Origin of the sequence: Prosthecobacter sp., assembly GCF_044378005.1 — a bacterium.
Taxonomy (GTDB): domain Bacteria; phylum Verrucomicrobiota; class Verrucomicrobiia; order Verrucomicrobiales; family Verrucomicrobiaceae; genus Prosthecobacter.
In genome coordinates, this window is sequence record NZ_JBILYB010000079.1 from 12,909 (window position 1) to 28,749 (window position 15,841).

Consider the following 15,841-nt stretch of genomic DNA (forward strand, 5'->3'; position numbering starts at 1 on the left):
AAAACCTTCCTATTCATGCCCAAACCACTCATCGCCGTCACCATGGGCGACCCTGCCGGGGTCGGACCCGAAGTCTGTCTGCAACTCCTCGCGAACGATGCCGTGCGCGAGTTCGCCACGCCCGTCATCTTTGGTGATGCGCGTCTTCTTTCCCGATGCGCGCGTCAGGCCGGACTGCCTGCGCCAAAACGCATCATCAGCGAGATCGAGTGGTCTGAAAAATGTGGCGGTATCGACGAACCTGCAGTCTTGGACATCTTCGGCTTTGATGCAGAAGGCTTCACTCCTGGCACCGTCAGCGCCAAGACCGGAGCGGCAGGTTATCGCTATGTCGAAAAGAGCATTCAGGCGGCATTGGCAAAGCAAGTCGCCGCCGTGGCCACCGCGCCGCTGAATAAGGAAGCGCTGCACGCCGCTGGCATCACTTATCCTGGCCATACGGAGATGTTTGCCGAGAAGATGGCGGCGGAACGCTCCTGCATGTCCTTCTTCTCCGACGAGATGATTTGCAGTCTCGTCACCGTCCACATCGGCTATCAAGATGTCGTTCCTGCATTGACGAGCAAACGCATCCTCGACGTGATCGAACTTACGGATGCTGCTGTGCGTCGCGTGAAAGGCCGGGCACCACGCATCGCCGTGTGTGGGCTGAATCCACATGCGGGTGAGCATGGACTCTTTGGTCGTGGTGAAGAGGAGACAATCATCGCTCCCGCCATCGCCATGGCCAAAGCCGCCGGGATGACGATTGAAGGACCGCTGCCGCCGGACACAGCCTTCATTGCCGCCAAGCGAAAAAACGTCGATGCCTACATCTGCATGTATCATGATCAGGCGCTGATTCCGCTGAAGGCTCTCGCCTTTGACACGGCGGTAAATACCACGCTCGGCCTGCCGGTGCCCCGCACCAGCGTCGATCATGGCACCGCCTGCGACATCGCCTGGCAGGGCAAGGCGAACGGCAGCAGTCTCGTTGAAGCCGTGCGATTGGCGGCGAAGATGGCGACTTGATGATCGCCATCGATCGTGGGTGAAAGCGGCGACGTGTTGAATCGTTCCGTCTGTCATGATGAAACCTCGTGCCATCCTCCACAGTCGCCATGATGGTGCTGGATATGCAAAAACGCTCGCCACTTTGAGAGAGCTCCCCGGCTGCATCGGCCTCCACCTCTGCGGAGCTTACCTCCGCAACGAAACCCGCAAACGCGCGCTGCGTGACGCGATGGAGAAGGTGGATGAAGAAGCCATTCAAGACATCACGATTGCGAATCTAGCAACGGCGCAGTGGATGGAGTCCGCCGCCAAGCCCTGAGGCATCATCCATGATCAGGCCCGCGCTTTCCATCTTGTTATCCACTACGATGACAGCTGCAGGCATGAACGACATTCTGGCCAAGGCACAGCACGGCCGCGACAAGCGCGAGGGTATTCCGAGGTCACGCCAGCCCAGCATCTCGTAGCGCTGGGAACTGGGCTCGCCAGTCGCGGATAACTTGAGTGTCGAGTTCAGCCCGCAGTGCCTGCTCGCGCTCGCCAGCATCGGCGATGATGATGCCATGGGGATCGACGACGAGGCTCCGGCCGTTGTAGCTGAACTGCGGGTCCTGGCCGGTGCGGTTCACGCCGATGACGCAGGCTTGGTTTTCGATGGCACGGGCCTGGAGCAGGGTGATCCAGTGGTGGTAGCGCTTCACCGGCCAGGCGGCGATGTACACGAGCACTTCGGCACCCAGCTTCACGGCGGCGCGGGCGAGCTCGGGGAAGCGGAGGTCGTAGCAGATGAGTGGGGAGATTTTCAGCCCGGCCCACTCGAAGATCACAGGGGTTGAGCCGCGCTCATGTACCTCGGCTTCACCCCCGAGGGAGAAAGGCCGCTGCTTCGTGTAGCGCGCCAGCTCGCTGCCATCCGGCGCGATGGCGAGGGCTTGATTTAGTCCACGGCCATCCTTTCCAGGTGTGACGACTCCGCCCAGCGCGGCACAGTCGTGCTCACGTGCCAGCTCACGCAAAAATTGCTCGGTCTCGCCTGCGATGTCTTCGATGGTCTTTATCACATCGCAAGAGAAGCCAGTGGCGAACATCTCAGGCAGAATGAGGAGCGATCCACGCACAGGCGGCTGCTTGGCGAGAAGGGCGCGGACTTTGGCGAAGTTGGCGGTTTTGTCCTCCCAGATGGGATCGAGCTGCACGGCGTGGATGTTCAGAGTCATGCGGCATGATGATCGGAGAATTCTGATGCGCCAGTAATTCAGGCTGGCATTGCCGCAGGTCGGCTCCTAGATTTTCCGCCATGGCCCAATACTCTGTCCAGCCCGGTGACAACCCCAGCAAGATCGCGAAGAAATTCGGCATGACGCTGGCGCAGTTTCAGAAGATCAATCCTGACCTCGTCGAGTGGGGAACGGGGAACTGGAAGGTGCTCTTCCCAGGCCAGATCGTGAATGTGAACGGCGTGGTCACGGGGATGCCGCCTGAGACCGCCGCTGCAGCACCCACAAGCTTTGCCGCGCCGCCGCCGTGGATGCAGATCGCCATCATGGAGCAGGGCGTGCAGGAGTGGGCAAATGGGGACAACCCGCGCATCCTGGAGTATCTGAAAAGCTGCGGCATCGGCGGAAGTCTGCTACACGACGAGACGGCTTGGTGCGCGGCCTTTGTAAACTGGTGCATCAAGCGCGCGGGCTACCAGCCACAGGGCAGCGCGAAAGTCTCGGACTGGTGGGGCTGGGGACGCCCCGTGGCAGCCACGTACGGTGCCATCTGCATCATGCAGCCACTCACCGTGGATCAAGCCAACAGCGGTCACATCGGCTTCCTCCATGCGATGGACGCGACAAACGTCTGGCTCCTGAGCGGCAACTCGAAGAACCAGGTGCGCATCGCCGCCTATCCAAAAAACAAACTGATCCACAACTCGCCCTATCGCTGGCCGTTTTGATCAGCTTACCAGCTTCGCCTGATCTCGCCTCAGGCTGTGAGACCACGCTCATGCCACGCGAGGAGTCGCAAGGCATTCAAAACGACCACGATGGTGCTGCCCTCATGCAGAACCACCGCAACGCTCAGTGGGATGACGCCAAAGCCGGAGGCGATCAGAAGCAGGCCGATGACACCGAGCGCGATCACGAGGTTCTGCCGGATGATGCGTGCGCTGGCGCGGCTCAGGCCGATGGCAAAGGGCAGCTTGCCAAGGTCATCGCCCATCAGGACGACATCGGCGGTTTCCAGTGCGACTGCGGTGCCGCCCGCGCCCATCGCCACGCCGACGGTGGCGGCGGCCAGGGCGGGGGCATCGTTCACGCCATCGCCGATCATCGCGATGACGCCGTGACCGTGCTGGAGTTCGCGGATCAAGGTCAGCTTGTTCCCTGGCAACAACTCCGCGCGGACATCGGTGATGCCGATCTGCTCGGCGACGCGGTGGGCCACGGAGGCGTTGTCGCCGGTGAGCATCACCAGGCGCTCGATGCCCTGCGCTCGCAGCCGTTGCATCACTTCTTTGACCATCGCGCGCGGCTCATCAGCGAGGGCGATGACGCCGATGAATTTGCCCGCGCGGCGAATGATCACCGTGGTTTGGCCGTCGCTTTCGAGCTTGGCAATTGTGTCGGCAAGCGGCTGGCCTTTTTCGGCCGCAGCATCGCCAGCAAAGGCCCGCATGGCTCCGACGAGGACTTCCGCGCCTTCGACCTGCGCTTGGATGCCTTTGCCCGCGAGGTTTTCGATCTCGGTGGCCGAGGGAAAGGTGATGTTCCGCTCCCGCGTCGTCTTCACGATGGCCGCTGCCAGCGGATGGCTGGACTGTTCTTCGACCGCAGCGGCGACGCGCAGCACCTCATCCTCGGGTGTGCCTTCAAATCCAATCACTTTCGTCACGGCGAAACGACCGGTGGTGAGTGTGCCGGTTTTATCCAGCGCCACGGTGTTCAGGTGGCCGAGGTTTTCCAAATGGACACCGCCTTTGATCAGCACCCCGCAACGTGCCGCCTGGGCGATGCCCGCGAGCACGGCAGCGGGTGTGCCGATGGCCAGCGCACAGGGCGAAGCCGCCACGAGCAGCAACATGCCGCGATAAAAACTCGCGCTCCACGTCCAACCAAACACCAGCGGCAGCAGCACGATCACGAGCAGCGTGCCGATGAGCACCGCTGGCACAAAACGCCGCGCAAATGTCTCGGTGAACCGCTGCGTCGGGCTCTTCTGCTCCTGCGCCTCGGCCACAAGCTGCATCACTCGGGCGAGCGTGTTGTCACGAGCCAGCCTGGTCATGCGCACGTCGAGCGCGTTGTCTTGATTGATGGTGCCCGCAAAGACTTCATCGCCAGGTTTGCGCTCCACGGGCACGCTCTCACCCGTGATCGCGCTTTGATCGATGCTGCTCTCACCAGCGGTGATGACACCATCCACCGGCACGCGCTCGCCGGGTTTCACGACGACGACTTCATCGACCGCGAGTTGTTCCACCGGCACTTCTTCGAGTCGGTCGCCACGTTTGGTGAAGGCCGTGCGGGGCATGAGTTTGCCAAGCACGCCGACGGCATTGCGTGCGCGATCCATCGCGTAATGCTCACCCGCATGGCCGAGCGAAAAGAGAAACAGCAGAAACGCGCCCTCCGCCCATTCACCGAGCAAAGCCGCGCCTGCCGCTGCCGCGATCATCAGCAGATCGATATCGAACTTGCCACGGAATAATGCAGGCAATGCAGCACGCGCCACATCGTAGCCGCCTGCCAGATAGGACAAAAGGTAGAACCCAAGCGCCGCCGATGCGGGAAGGCCCAGGAACTTTTCGCCGAAGAATCCAATCATGAGGGCAAGCCCGGCGACGGTGACTGTCAAGACAGCCCAGCGTTCCTGCATCCAGTGAGGTAGAAACTGCGGGGCAAAGCCGTGATCGTGGTCGGGTTCGGTCTTCATGTGGGTGGATTCAATGGGTGCGTGTCACCTAGCTCAGTTACCGGTAGTTGTTCGGGCACGTCGATACGTGCCACGCCGATGCGGCTGTCGGCCATGCCGTAGTAGATGTCGAAGCGGTCCGGCTGGCCGAGATCATCACGACGGTCGATGCCGGTGGGGAATACGACGTTCGGGACGATGCCGTGGCGTTCGTCATGCAGCAGCGGCGTGAGTACAGGCTCGGCGGAGCGATGGCGGATGAGGTGAGGCTGCTCTTTGGAGAGGATCATGACGCCTGCGGAGTAGCATAGCGGATGCTTGGGGCCTCCCGGCACATCCACTTCATGCACGCCGTGGTAAATGATCATCCAGCCATGTCGCGTGAGCATGGGCGGTGTTCCACCACCGATTTTCAGCATCTCCCACGGATACGTAGGCGTGGCCAGTCGATGATGCGAATTGAAGAGACCCGGATGCTGCGGATCACAACTGCAGTCGGGCATCGGGCAATACGAATTCCAGATGCTTTCATGATCCAGATCGAGATCCAGGTCATCTGTCCTGCCGACGGTTTCCTCAGGACGTGTGCCGGGAAAAAGCGGTCGATGCATGAGCGCCATCTGCATCTTCCCGGCGTGGTTCGGAATGGCCACTGGAAAGAAGCTAGCGTCCTTGTTATCGACATGAGCGAAGTCGATGCCGCGATACGGCTCGAACTCCACCAACCCCAGGCGCTGCCAACGAAACAAGTCGCCTGACACCGCCACGGCAATGCGCGGGCCGAGCGGTGTGCGGGCCGTGTAGGTCATCACATAGCGTTGGATCGGCTCCATGAAGGTGATTCGCGGGTCCTCACATCCACCACCACCATGCGGCAGGAGTTCGTAGTCCGTCTCAGGCTCCAGGGCGATGCCGAGCCGTTCGACTCCGGTCGGATCACCCGCCGTGTTAAAGACGACACGTGCGATGCCGATGCGCGAATAATTCCCCGCCGCGACCAGTCTGGGAAACAGATAAAGCTGCCCATCAGGACCACGCACAGCAGCAGGATTCAGCACGCCTTCGACTTCATGCTCGTTGCCAGCCTCCGGCTCCATGACCACACCCAACCGCTGCATCGTAAAGGGGGTCATGCGTGTAGCCCCATGGACTTTTCTTTCTCCAAAATGGCGAGGCGGGCTTTCAGCACGGTGTCGGGGGTGAGGGAGATGCTGTCGATGCCTTGCTCGACGAGGAACTGGGCGAATTCGGGGTAATCGCTCGGGGCCTGGCCGCAGATGCCGATCTTGCGGCCTTTGGCGCGGCAGGTGGCGATGACTTGGGCGATCATCTTTTTCACCGCTGCATTTCGTTCATCGAAGATAGGCGCGACGATCTCACTGTCGCGATCCACACCGAGGATGAGCTGTGTGAGGTCGTTGGAGCCAATGCTGAAGCCGTCGAAGAGATCAGCGAACTCTTCGGCAAGGATGACGTTGCTGGGGATCTCGCACATGACGTAAATCTCCAGCCCGTCCTGCCCGCGCTTGAGGCCATGCTTTTCCATTTCGGCCTGCACTTTGCGGCCTTCATCGAGTGTGCGGCAGAAGGGGATCATCAGCTTCAAATTGGTGAGGCCCATCTCATCGCGCACCTTTTTCACGGCGCGGCACTCCAACTCGAAGCCAGCCTGATAACGCGGGTGGTAGTAGCGACTCGCGCCACGGAAGCCGAGCATCGGATTCTCCTCCGCAGGCTCGTAGGCTTTGCCGCCGATGAGATTGGCATACTCGTTCGTTTTGAAGTCGCTGAGTCGCAGGATGACATCCTTCGGATAAAACGCGGCGGCGATCATGGCGACGCCTTGCGCGAGTTTATCGACGAAGAACTGCGGCTTGTCGGTGTAGCCTGCGGTGAGCTTCTCGATCTCTGCTTTGGCGGCGGCATCGGCGAGCTGTGCGAAGTTGATCAACGCGAGCGGATGGATCTTGATGTAGGTGCTGATGATGAACTCCATCCGCGCAAGGCCCACGCCGTCATTCGGGATGAAGGAGAGCGCGAAAGCCTCTTCGGGATTGGCGAGATTCATCATCACCTTCGTACGTGGTTTGGCGAGGGTCTTCAAGTCGGTGTGCTGCACTTCAAAGGGCAGCTCACCATCATAAACAAAGCCGGTGTCGCCTTCCGCGCAGCTCACGGTAACCATCTGGCCGTCCTTCAGCGCCTCGGTGCCGTGCTCGGTGCCAACGATGGCTGGCACGCCGAGTTCGCGACTGACAATGGCCGCATGACAGGTGCGCCCGCCGCGATTGGTGATGATGCCTGCGGCCTTCTTCATGATGGGCTGCCAGTCGGGATCGGTCTTGTCGGTGACGAGCACTTCGCCCTGCTGAAACTGGCCGATGAACTCGGCGCTTTTGATCACACGCACTCGTCCGGTGGCGATCTTCGAGCCGACGCTGCGCCCGCTGGTCAGCACGGTGCTACGCTTGCCCAAAACATAGGATTCGAGCACGTCGAGATCCTTGCGCGACTGCACGGTCTCAGGCCGAGCCTGCACGATGAACAACTCTCCCGTGATGCCATCCTTGGCCCATTCCAAGTCCATCGGCGCGTGCTGGCCGCGCTTCGCCGAGTAGTGATCTTCGACGATGCAGGCCCAGCGGGCGAGTTCGAGCACTTCGTCATCCGTGAGCGCGAGTTTAGCGCGATCCGCAGGTGCCACGGGGATGTTTTTCACCATCTTCCCACCACCGGAATCATAGACGAGTTTGAATTCCTTGCTGCCCACCGTCTTTTGCAACACAGGCCGATGCCCCGTCATCAACGTGGGTTTGAAAACCAGAAACTCATCCGGCGTGACGGAGCCCTGCACCACGTTTTCGCCGAGGCCATAGGCGGCGCTGATCATCACGGCATCGCGGAAGCCCGTTTCGGTATCGATAGTGAACATGACGCCGGAGCAGGCGAGATCCGAGCGCACCATGCGTTGCACGCCGATGCTGAGCGCGACTTTGAAATGATCGAAGCCCTTGTCCACGCGGTAGCTGATGGCGCGGTCGGTGAAGAGCGAGGCAAAGCAGCGCTTGCACGTCTCCAGCAGCGCGGCGGTGCCGTGGACATTCAGATAAGTCTCCTGTTGCCCGGCGAAGCTTGCATCGGGCAAGTCTTCGGCAGTGGCAGAGGAACGCACTGCGACATCCAGCGGTGCTGCACTGGCACCTTGAAGCTCGCGATACGCAGTGGTGATCAGTTCCTGCAAATCGGCAGGCAGCGTGGCATTGAGGATGGCCTGACGCACCGACTGACCGCGAGTGCTGAGGTTCGCCATGTCGCGCGTGTCGAGATCAGCGAGCGTGGCGCGGATGCTCGTGTCGATGCCCGCCTCACGAATGAAGTGCCGGTAGGCATCCGCCGTGATGGCGAATCCATCAGGCACCTTCACGCCCTTGGCGGTGAGTTCGCGCACCATCTCGCCGAGAGATGCATTCTTGCCACCGACCAGCGGCACATCGTCGATGGTGATGTCGGCGAACCATTTGATGAAGGGGGAGGTTGGGGATGTTTTCATGAGGTGTTTGCAAAACAAGGTGTTGAGTCCATGTCTGCGATGCCATGGGGTATAGACCTCGCTTACTGAAACCAAGCTACTTCACGATCCCAACTAACGATTGCCAATGATGATGCGGATCATGCGCTTTTCAGCCCGACTGACCACGCTTTATCACCTCCGTACGGAAGGGCGATGATCGGATCTCAGCGACCGGCCTTGGCTTCATCTTTACGACCGGCGGCGTAGGCATCGAAGACTCGTTTGATCTCATCCCGCACGCGGCGGAAGACGGTCATGATTTCTTCCTCACTGCCGGTGGCATGGGCGGGATCATCAAAGCCCCAGTGATGGCGGTTGAGCTGGCCGGGAAACATCGGGCAGGCCTGATCGGCATTGCCGCAGACGGTGATCACGGTCTCGACGTTCTGATTCAGAAATTCGTCCATATGCTTGCTGGTATGGGTGCTGATGTCGATGCCGATCTCGGCCATGGCTTTGATGCCGAGCGGGTGGACATAACCGGCAGGCTTCGAACCAGCGCTGGCGACGTTGTATTGGTCTCCCAAAGCCTGACGGAGTATACCTTCAGCGAGATGAGAGCGGCAGGAGTTGCCGGTGCAGAGGATGAGGATGGTGGGCTTCATTGAAAAATGGCGAATCACGAAGAATCAGCAGCAGCCGCTGGGGCCGCAGCAGGGATTGCTGGCTTTGGCGGACTTGCCCGTCATGAGTCCCCAGCCGCCGAGGATGATGCGGCGGATGGGCTCGCCGGTTTCGGGATGCTGTGTGAGGGGCAGATCATTCATGCTCTGCTGGATCTCGTAGTGCTTCACTTCAGCGCCTTCGCTGGCGGGAATGGTTTCGTAGAGGTAGGTCATGCGGTGGCAGGGGTGAGAAGATGAGAGGCGGCCAGATGGGCGAGGGCATCCGGGCCAGTGGGTTCTTCCGGCTGCCACGGCAGCCAGGCGGTGCGAGCGGCCTGCTTGTCGACGACTTCGCGGATGTAGCGATGCTCGGAATGCTCGCGGCGCTGCAGCAGTGGATCGCAGGAACCGCTGTGGAGCAGGCTTTGATTGATGACCCAGGCAAAGGGCTCGATGCGGGCACGGCGCAGATCTTCCTGCAAAGCGGCGGCCTCATGCACGGGCGTGGCCTCGGGCAGTGTGACGAGCAGCATGTGAGTGTAACCGGGATCACGCAGACGTTCGAGTAGCTTCAGCACTTCCTCCGGCTGCGTGCTGCGCGCCTGGCGCTCGAGTTCACGCTGATAAGCCTCGCTGGCATCCAGCAGTAGCAAGGTGTGGCCGGTGGGCGCGGTATCGAGCACGACGAAGCGGTTGGTCCCCTGTCCCACTTCACGCGCAAAGGCACGGAACACGGCGATCTCTTCGGTGCATGGCGAGCGCAGATCTTCTTCGAGCAAGGCGCGGCCTGCTTCATCCATGGTGGCACCTTGTTTGAGCATGACTTCGCCCTGATAAGCAGCGGTCTCAGCAGCGGGGTCGATCTTGCTGAGTGTCAGGCCTTCGACTTGTCCGGCCAAAGTCTGCGCGACATGCGCGGCGGGGTCCGTGGTGCTGAGATGCACGGCATGGCCACGACGTGCGAGCATCACCGCGATGGCAGCAGCGACAGTGGTCTTGCCCACGCCGCCTTTGCCCATGGTCATGATGACGCCATGACCTAGCTTCTCGATGTCGGTGACGAGTTCTTCGAGGCTCTCCATCACGGGTGGAGCCCACTCTGAATCCGAGTTTGACGCTGGCGCAACAGTCGTGGTGTCATCACCGCTGAGCAGCACGCGCAGTCCGCCGATGCCGAGGATGTTGATGGGCCGCAGTGGCACGATGAAGCTGGGCAGGCTGTCGATGAAAGCAGAAGCGTTCGTCATCGCTGACAGACCTCTTTGTTGCATGGCCTGTGCGGTGACATCGTTGGGGCATTTCGTTTCAAAGGTGCCGTTGATGACGAGTCGTTGGTTGCCGACACCGAGTGCGCGCAACTCCTTCGACGTGCGCTCCGCTTCGCGAAGTGCGGAGAGCTGAGGGCGGCTCACGAGTACGAGCGTCGTGGCGGAAGCATCGGCCAAGGTATTGACCGTGGCTTCATAGACAGCGCGCTGCTTTTCCAAACCCGCGAGAGGTCCGAGGCAGGAGGTGCCGCTGGTGTTGTTGTCGAGGAACTGATCCCAGGCCTTGGCCAAACTCATCAAACGCAGCGTGTGGCCGGTGGGCGCGGTATCGAAGATGACGTGATCGTAATCTTTTGCAGCATCAGGATTGCCGATGAAGCCGGAGAACTCATCGAACGCGGCGATCTCCACGGTGCAGGAGCCGGAAAGCTGCTCCTCCATGCTGCGCAGTGCTGCTTCGGGCAATAGTCCACGCATGGGCCCGATGAGTTTTTCGCGATACTCAGCAGCGGCATCGACGGGGTTAATGTTCAGCGCATCGAGTCCGGGCGCTCCAGCAATGGGCGTGGGATGATTGGTGAGTTTTGTCTCCAGCACTTCATCGAGATTCGAGGCTGGGTCCGTGCTCACGAGCAGCACGCGTTTACCCGCTTCCACGAGCTTCAAAGCTGTGGCGCAGGAGAGGGATGTTTTGCCCACACCGCCTTTGCCAGTGAAGAAAAGAAAGCGCGTCGAGCTGGTGGTATCAGGCTGGTAGAGGGGCAGTTTCACTGGGCTGCCTCCTCTTTGCCAAGGGCCACGCGGAACCAATGCGGACGTTCGTCCTTGGTCGGATAGCGGCCTTTGAGATGCACCTCGCCATCCCAGAAGATGACCGGCAGCACCTCGACACCTTCTTTGTCGAGCAGGGCTTTCACCGCTGCATTTTGCACAAAGGCCATGGGCTGTTGGCCGAGATTGTAGCGTTCGATTTTGATGTCGTGAGTGCCGAGTTGCGACAACATCGCGGCGAAGTTCACTAGGTCGGGATCAATATCGGTGCCGCAGATGCCGGTGGAGCAGCACATGGGGGGATCATAGACTTGGATGGATTTCATAAAGGGGTGTGGTGGATTTAGCAGGAACGGCAGCAGCCGCTCTCACGGGTGCCGATGCAGAGGGGAATGGCGATCAGTGCGCCGATCATGGGAGCCGCGAGGTAGATCCAGAGGTGGGTGAGATTTCCAGACACGAGCGCCGGAGCCAGCGAGCGGGCGGGATTCATGGAAGCCCCGCAGATGGGCCCGGCAAACATGGCCTCCAGCGCGATGACGCCGCCGATGGCAATGCCAGCCGTGATGCCTTTCTCCTTCGCACCGGTGGAGACGCTCAAAATGGTAAGCATCAGCACAGCCGTGAGCACGATCTCCAGCACGAAGCTCTGCATCGGAGGTCCAGCGGGCAGGGTGGCCCCCAGTGTCGTGGCTTCAGGAAACAAAAAGTGCAGCAGCGCACTGGCAGCTAGAGCTCCGACGATCTGCGCTCCAACATAGCCGGGCACTTCCCGCCAGGCGAAACGCCCCGCCGCAGCGAATGCCGTGGTGACGGCAGGATTCAGATGCGCACCGCTGACATCACCAAAGGTGTGGATCATCGCCAGCACGACGAGACCAAAGACGATGGCGATGCCAGCGTGACCGATGACACCGCCAGCCACTTGATTGATCACAATGGCCCCAGTGCCCGCGAAGACGAGCGTGAAGGTGCCGAGGCATTCTGCGAGGAGCTTTTTCATCATGGATCAGGGTTTGCTGGCGAGCTTCTCAGGGCCTGGGCAGCAGGTCTTCTCACGACGCTGCACGCGTTGCTGCGCCTTGGTCGCGTCTTTGATCAACTGCGGATCACTGGCGGGTGTGGAGTCGAAATGGTGGAAGAGCGCGGAGAGCACGTCGCGGAACTCGGGCTTCACGCGGTAAAAGAGCCACTTGCCCCGGCGCTCGCAGTCCAGCAGACCTGCCTTCTGGATGACACGAAGCTGGCTGGAGAGCGTGGATTGTGGGAGCTTCAGCGTCTCCGCCAGCTCGCACACGCACAACGGTTGGTCGAAGACGAGATGTATGATCCGCCAGCGGGTGCTATCGGAGAGTGCCTGGACGAATTGGATGGCATCTTGCATCGACAATACTCGTAACGAGTATTGTCGATGCGTCAATGTGTGACTTTGAATCCTGGCCCGGTGCCTGCTGAGAAATTAGCGAGAGTTTCCTTCGGAGGCTCCGTTGGTTTCAGGCGTATCTACACTTATGCTTCACCGAGTTTTCTCCTCCAGTCTTCGGATGGCCGCCCTGATATGGGTGGCGGGTTTCGGCATCGGTCAGGCTGAACTTTCCAGCACGTCGTTGAAGGAACTCCTCACCGTGCAGTCGGACGTGCAGTCGCTTTTTGCCAAAGTCCGGCCTGCCGTGGTCGCTGTGCGTATTAGCGATGGCACGGCAAGCGGTGTCATCATCAATGCCGAAGGGCTGATCCTCACCGCAGCGCATGTGGCGGAGAAACCTGGGCGCGAGGTTCGGGTGGTGCTGGATGACGGCAAGACGGTGAAAGGCACCACGCTCGGTCTGGATAAGACCACCGACGCAGCGCTTATCCAACTCCAGGACAAAGAGCGTAGCTGGCCGCATGTGAAGCTGAGCCGCGAGGTCGTGAAGGCGCTGCCCGGGACCTGGTGTTTCGCCCTCGGTCATCCGGGTGGTTTTGACAAAGAACGTGGTGTGGTGCTTCGCGTCGGGAAGATCATTCGCCAAACAGCGAACTCCCTGCAAACCGACTGCGTGCTCATGGGGGGTGACTCCGGCGGGCCGCTCTTCAATCTCAAAGGCGAGGTCATCGGCATTCACAGCCAGATCTGGGAGGAGCGGGATCACAACATGCACGTCTCCATGGCACCCTTTTTACGTTCGTGGGATGAGATGAAAAGCAGTCTTGTCATCCGCGTCTGGGGCACGGGCAGCGGTGGGTATCTGGGCGCGGCCATTGATGTGAATGCCGCTGGCAAAGTGGAGGTGCTGGAAGTGCTCGAAGGTTCACCTGCACAGAAGGCGGGCTTGATCGCTGGGGATGTCGTCGAGGCGCTGGAAACGCAGCCTGTGAGTTCGGCATCCCAGTTCTCCAATGCGGTGCGCGCCCGAGCCGCTGAGGATGAGATCACACTCAAAGTTCTCCGCGATAATGCCGCCCGCGAACTGCGGGTGAAGCTCGCCTCACGCCCGAAGGAGGATGAGGGATGAGACCGGCGGGAATGACGAAGTCCGAATGCCGAATGACGAAGGTGAACCTTCGGGTGTGCTGTGACGTGGTTTTGTGGGTCGCTTTTTTTCTCAGCGTCGCTCATGCGGACACGCGTCCGCCTTTGAGCCTGGAAGAGCGCACGAATGGCGCGCAGATTCTCGGTGGGGTGGAAACCACGCTGCCAGGTGCCCGGGCTGCCGTGGCGCAGATCAAGGACGCCAAGGGCAAAGCTGTCGCGACGGCGGTGTGGGTAGGGGCGGATGGTTATTTCCTCACGAAAGCCAGCGAGGTGCCGGAACTGGAAAAACAGCGCATTCACTGGGACAAAGAGAAGAGTGCCGCGATCCGTGAGATTCATCGGCTGAATGCCCATGACCTCGTGCTCGCTCAGGCGGTGGGCGTCAGTGGCGTCACGCCGGTGAAGTTTGAAACTGCTGCATCAAAGACAGCCTACGGCCAGTGGCTCGCCGCGCCGGTCAAAGGTGGGAGCGAGATCCGCATCGGCGTCATCAGTGCCCAGCCGCGCAAGATCCAAGGCTTCGGCGCCGCCATGGGCATTCGTATGGATGAGCAGCCCTCGCGCATCCCCGGCGTGCGCATCACCGGCCTGGCGGAGGAGAGCCCGGCTGCGGCAGCCGGCCTGAAGGCAGGTGACCTCATCACTGCCCTCGATGGCAAGCCCGCCACGGACATGAAACAGGTCTCCGATCTCATCAAAAGCTACCAGCCCGGCGACTTCATGGAGGTCAAATACAGCCGCGAAGGCAAGCCGCGCACCACCCGCGTCCGCCTCGCCAGCCGGATGAAGATCATGATGAACTGGGATGGCGAGGACTTCGCCAATGGCGGCATCTCCCTGCGCACGGACAACTTCACCCGCGTCATCCAGCACGACCTGCCACTCACGCCGCTCGACATGGGCGGCCCGCTCTTTGATCTCGAAGGCCACGCGCTCGGCATCAACATCGCCCGCGTGGACCGCGTGACCACCTTTGCCCTGCCTGCGTCCTTGTTTTGGAAAGAGATCGAGCCGCTGATCGAGGTGGATCGGCATCCGCCGAAAGCGCTGAAGCCTTGACCGGTATCAATAATCCCGCGAGAGCAAATAGTCCGCCAGCTCACGCAAGCGCTGACCTTTGTCGCCGAAGATGTTCAGCGCATCATGCGCCACTTGGGTGAGTCGATGCGCCTCATCTCGTGAGGCATCCAGACCGATGAGCGCCGGGTAAGTGCTCTTCTCCGAGGCCAGATCCTTGCCCGCGCTTTTACCCAGTTTCTCGCTCGTCTGAGTCACGTCCAGGATGTCGTCGATGATCTGGAAAGCCAGACCCGTAGCCATGCCGAAGTCGTGCAGCGCCTGCATCTGCTCCGGGGTCGCGTTCGCGCTCATGCCGCCGAGCTTCAGGCTCGTGGTCAGCAGGGCGGCGGTCTTGTTTTCATGAATGAAGCGCAGGGCTTCGAGAGGGAGCTTTTTGCCCTCGCCCTCCAGATCCGCAACCTGACCTCCGACGAGATGCAGACTGCCTGCTGTCACGGCCAGTTCGCGCACCAGATCACCCGCTGTGAAGCGCGTAACCGTCGGAGTCTTCACCACCAGTTCAAAGGCCAGCGCCTGGAGCGCATCACCCGCCAGCACCGCAATGCCATCGCCGAAGACCTTGTGGCAGGTCGGTACGCCACGGCGGAAGTCGTCATTGTCCATGCTCGGCAGGTCATCGTGGATCAGCGAGTAGGTGTGCAGGCACTCCACGGCGCAGGCGGCAGGTCCGGCTGACTCCTTCGTGCCGCCGCAGGCCTCCGCAGCCGCCAGACACAGGATGGGGCGCAGGCGCTTCCCACCTGCGAAGACGCTGTGGCGCATCGCCTTGTGGATCGTCGCAGGCGCGGTTTCGGCGGAAGGGATCAGTTGATCCAGCAAAGAGTCAGTGAAAGCGCAGCGCTCGGCGAGGTAGGTCTTGAGGTCGGACATGTCTTCTAAAATGGCGAAGGCCGTGACTTTCGTCACGGCCTTCATTGGTAGCGGGGACAGGATTTGAACCTGTGACCTTCAGGTTATGAGAAGGAAGGGACAGGTTGATTTTGTTGGAGATGGTAGTTACCCGTGCAACTACCCGTGCAATAAATGGTTGTTTTGCGCTTCGTGATGCTGTTGAATGCGGGGCGATGAAAACCACAAACAAACGGCCACAAGCATCTAAGCGGACCAAGAGAGTGGGCGCGAAGAAAGGCGGAAA

Annotated in this window: 16 protein-coding genes; 5 read left to right on the forward strand and 11 right to left on the reverse strand. The window is 60.6% G+C overall.

Annotated elements, in window-relative coordinates; all coding sequences use genetic code 11:
• The first annotated feature begins 15 nt into the window (after positions 1-15).
• Both pdxA and AC6FTP_RS15430 read left to right on the forward strand, forming a co-directional pair.
• On the forward strand, positions 16-1,011 hold the full coding sequence (pdxA, locus tag AC6FTP_RS15425) for a 4-hydroxythreonine-4-phosphate dehydrogenase PdxA (RefSeq protein ID WP_497207810.1): 996 nt from the start codon (positions 16-18) through the stop codon (positions 1,009-1,011).
• 55 nt (positions 1,012-1,066) lie between these two features.
• Complete coding sequence (locus tag AC6FTP_RS15430; RefSeq protein ID WP_497207811.1) at positions 1,067-1,312, forward strand: hypothetical protein; 246 nt, start codon at positions 1,067-1,069, stop codon at positions 1,310-1,312.
• 124 nt (positions 1,313-1,436) lie between these two features.
• Here AC6FTP_RS15430 and AC6FTP_RS15435 read toward each other — a convergent pair whose 3' ends face one another.
• Positions 1,437-2,210, reverse strand: a complete 774-nt coding sequence (locus AC6FTP_RS15435) for a carbon-nitrogen family hydrolase (protein WP_497207812.1) — start codon at positions 2,208-2,210, stop codon at positions 1,437-1,439.
• 80 nt (positions 2,211-2,290) lie between these two features.
• Here AC6FTP_RS15435 and AC6FTP_RS15440 point away from each other — a divergent pair, with 80 nt between their 5' ends.
• Positions 2,291-2,938: a C40 family peptidase gene (locus AC6FTP_RS15440; RefSeq protein ID WP_497201529.1), complete on the forward strand. Its 648-nt coding sequence runs from the start codon at positions 2,291-2,293 to the stop codon at positions 2,936-2,938.
• Between the two features lie 29 nt (positions 2,939-2,967).
• Here AC6FTP_RS15440 and AC6FTP_RS15445 read toward each other — a convergent pair whose 3' ends face one another.
• From AC6FTP_RS15445 to AC6FTP_RS15485, 9 genes are all read right to left on the reverse strand, one after another.
• Positions 2,968-4,917 carry a heavy metal translocating P-type ATPase gene (locus tag AC6FTP_RS15445; RefSeq protein ID WP_497207813.1) on the reverse strand — a complete coding sequence of 650 codons (1,950 nt, stop codon included), beginning with the start codon at positions 4,915-4,917 and terminating at the stop codon, positions 2,968-2,970.
• Positions 4,914-6,029 carry a glycoside hydrolase family 130 protein gene (locus tag AC6FTP_RS15450; RefSeq protein ID WP_497207814.1) on the reverse strand — a complete coding sequence of 372 codons (1,116 nt, stop codon included), beginning with the start codon at positions 6,027-6,029 and terminating at the stop codon, positions 4,914-4,916. The genes AC6FTP_RS15445 and AC6FTP_RS15450 overlap by 4 nt, the downstream gene beginning before the upstream one ends.
• Positions 6,026-8,446: a phosphoenolpyruvate synthase gene (gene ppsA, locus AC6FTP_RS15455; RefSeq protein WP_497207815.1), complete on the reverse strand. Its 2,421-nt coding sequence runs from the start codon at positions 8,444-8,446 to the stop codon at positions 6,026-6,028. Before ppsA ends, AC6FTP_RS15450 begins: the two co-directional genes overlap by 4 nt.
• Before the next feature lie 185 nt (positions 8,447-8,631).
• Entirely contained in the window at positions 8,632-9,072 is a 441-nt protein-coding gene (locus AC6FTP_RS15460; RefSeq protein WP_497207816.1) for an arsenate reductase ArsC, read from the reverse strand.
• 24 nt (positions 9,073-9,096) lie between these two features.
• Complete coding sequence (locus tag AC6FTP_RS15465) at positions 9,097-9,306, reverse strand: zinc ribbon domain-containing protein (protein WP_497201523.1); 210 nt, start codon at positions 9,304-9,306, stop codon at positions 9,097-9,099.
• Positions 9,303-11,111 (reverse strand): arsenical pump-driving ATPase, encoded by a 1,809-nt coding sequence (arsA, locus tag AC6FTP_RS15470; RefSeq protein ID WP_497207817.1) that lies wholly within the window; start codon positions 11,109-11,111, stop codon positions 9,303-9,305. The genes AC6FTP_RS15465 and arsA overlap by 4 nt, the downstream gene beginning before the upstream one ends.
• The gene (gene arsD / locus AC6FTP_RS15475) at positions 11,108-11,437 is read right to left on the reverse strand and encodes an arsenite efflux transporter metallochaperone ArsD (RefSeq protein ID WP_497207818.1); all 330 of its coding nucleotides are present in this window, start codon (positions 11,435-11,437) and stop codon (positions 11,108-11,110) included. Before arsD ends, arsA begins: the two co-directional genes overlap by 4 nt.
• A gap of 17 nt (positions 11,438-11,454) precedes the next feature.
• On the reverse strand, positions 11,455-12,114 hold the full coding sequence (locus AC6FTP_RS15480) for an MIP/aquaporin family protein (RefSeq protein ID WP_497207819.1): 660 nt from the start codon (positions 12,112-12,114) through the stop codon (positions 11,455-11,457).
• Between the two features lie 6 nt (positions 12,115-12,120).
• On the reverse strand, positions 12,121-12,495 hold the full coding sequence (locus AC6FTP_RS15485; RefSeq protein ID WP_497207820.1) for an ArsR/SmtB family transcription factor: 375 nt from the start codon (positions 12,493-12,495) through the stop codon (positions 12,121-12,123).
• A 160-nt stretch (positions 12,496-12,655) separates the two neighbouring features.
• Here AC6FTP_RS15485 and AC6FTP_RS15490 point away from each other — a divergent pair, with 160 nt between their 5' ends.
• Together AC6FTP_RS15490 and AC6FTP_RS15495 are read left to right on the forward strand one after the other, a co-directional pair.
• Complete coding sequence (locus AC6FTP_RS15490; protein ID WP_497207821.1) at positions 12,656-13,606, forward strand: S1C family serine protease; 951 nt, start codon at positions 12,656-12,658, stop codon at positions 13,604-13,606.
• A gap of 11 nt (positions 13,607-13,617) precedes the next feature.
• Complete coding sequence (locus AC6FTP_RS15495) at positions 13,618-14,685, forward strand: PDZ domain-containing protein (protein ID WP_497207822.1); 1,068 nt, start codon at positions 13,618-13,620, stop codon at positions 14,683-14,685.
• 6 nt (positions 14,686-14,691) lie between these two features.
• Here AC6FTP_RS15495 and AC6FTP_RS15500 read toward each other — a convergent pair whose 3' ends face one another.
• Positions 14,692-15,621 carry a polyprenyl synthetase family protein gene (locus tag AC6FTP_RS15500; RefSeq protein WP_497207823.1) on the reverse strand — a complete coding sequence of 310 codons (930 nt, stop codon included), beginning with the start codon at positions 15,619-15,621 and terminating at the stop codon, positions 14,692-14,694.
• Between the last annotated feature and the right edge of the window lie 220 nt (positions 15,622-15,841).

What these genes read in the sequence shown, in the direction of transcription:
- pdxA (WP_497207810.1), top strand. Translation starts at nt 16, where the DNA reads ATGCCCAAACCACTCATCGCCGTCACCATGGGCGACCCTGCCGGGGTC.
- AC6FTP_RS15430 (WP_497207811.1), top strand. Translation starts at nt 1,067, where the DNA reads ATGATGAAACCTCGTGCCATCCTCCACAGTCGCCATGATGGTGCTGGA.
- AC6FTP_RS15435 (WP_497207812.1), bottom strand. Translation starts at nt 2,210, where the DNA reads ATGACTCTGAACATCCACGCCGTGCAGCTCGATCCCATCTGGGAGGAC.
- AC6FTP_RS15440 (WP_497201529.1), top strand. Translation starts at nt 2,291, where the DNA reads ATGGCCCAATACTCTGTCCAGCCCGGTGACAACCCCAGCAAGATCGCG.
- AC6FTP_RS15445 (WP_497207813.1), bottom strand. Translation starts at nt 4,917, where the DNA reads ATGAAGACCGAACCCGACCACGATCACGGCTTTGCCCCGCAGTTTCTA.
- AC6FTP_RS15450 (WP_497207814.1), bottom strand. Translation starts at nt 6,029, where the DNA reads ATGACCCCCTTTACGATGCAGCGGTTGGGTGTGGTCATGGAGCCGGAG.
- ppsA (WP_497207815.1), bottom strand. Translation starts at nt 8,446, where the DNA reads ATGAAAACATCCCCAACCTCCCCCTTCATCAAATGGTTCGCCGACATC.
- AC6FTP_RS15460 (WP_497207816.1), bottom strand. Translation starts at nt 9,072, where the DNA reads ATGAAGCCCACCATCCTCATCCTCTGCACCGGCAACTCCTGCCGCTCT.
- AC6FTP_RS15465 (WP_497201523.1), bottom strand. Translation starts at nt 9,306, where the DNA reads ATGACCTACCTCTACGAAACCATTCCCGCCAGCGAAGGCGCTGAAGTG.
- arsD (WP_497207818.1), bottom strand. Translation starts at nt 11,437, where the DNA reads ATGAAATCCATCCAAGTCTATGATCCCCCCATGTGCTGCTCCACCGGC.
- AC6FTP_RS15480 (WP_497207819.1), bottom strand. Translation starts at nt 12,114, where the DNA reads ATGAAAAAGCTCCTCGCAGAATGCCTCGGCACCTTCACGCTCGTCTTC.
- AC6FTP_RS15485 (WP_497207820.1), bottom strand. Translation starts at nt 12,495, where the DNA reads ATGCAAGATGCCATCCAATTCGTCCAGGCACTCTCCGATAGCACCCGC.
- AC6FTP_RS15490 (WP_497207821.1), top strand. Translation starts at nt 12,656, where the DNA reads ATGGCCGCCCTGATATGGGTGGCGGGTTTCGGCATCGGTCAGGCTGAA.
- AC6FTP_RS15495 (WP_497207822.1), top strand. Translation starts at nt 13,618, where the DNA reads ATGACGAAGTCCGAATGCCGAATGACGAAGGTGAACCTTCGGGTGTGC.
- AC6FTP_RS15500 (WP_497207823.1), bottom strand. Translation starts at nt 15,621, where the DNA reads ATGAAGGCCGTGACGAAAGTCACGGCCTTCGCCATTTTAGAAGACATG.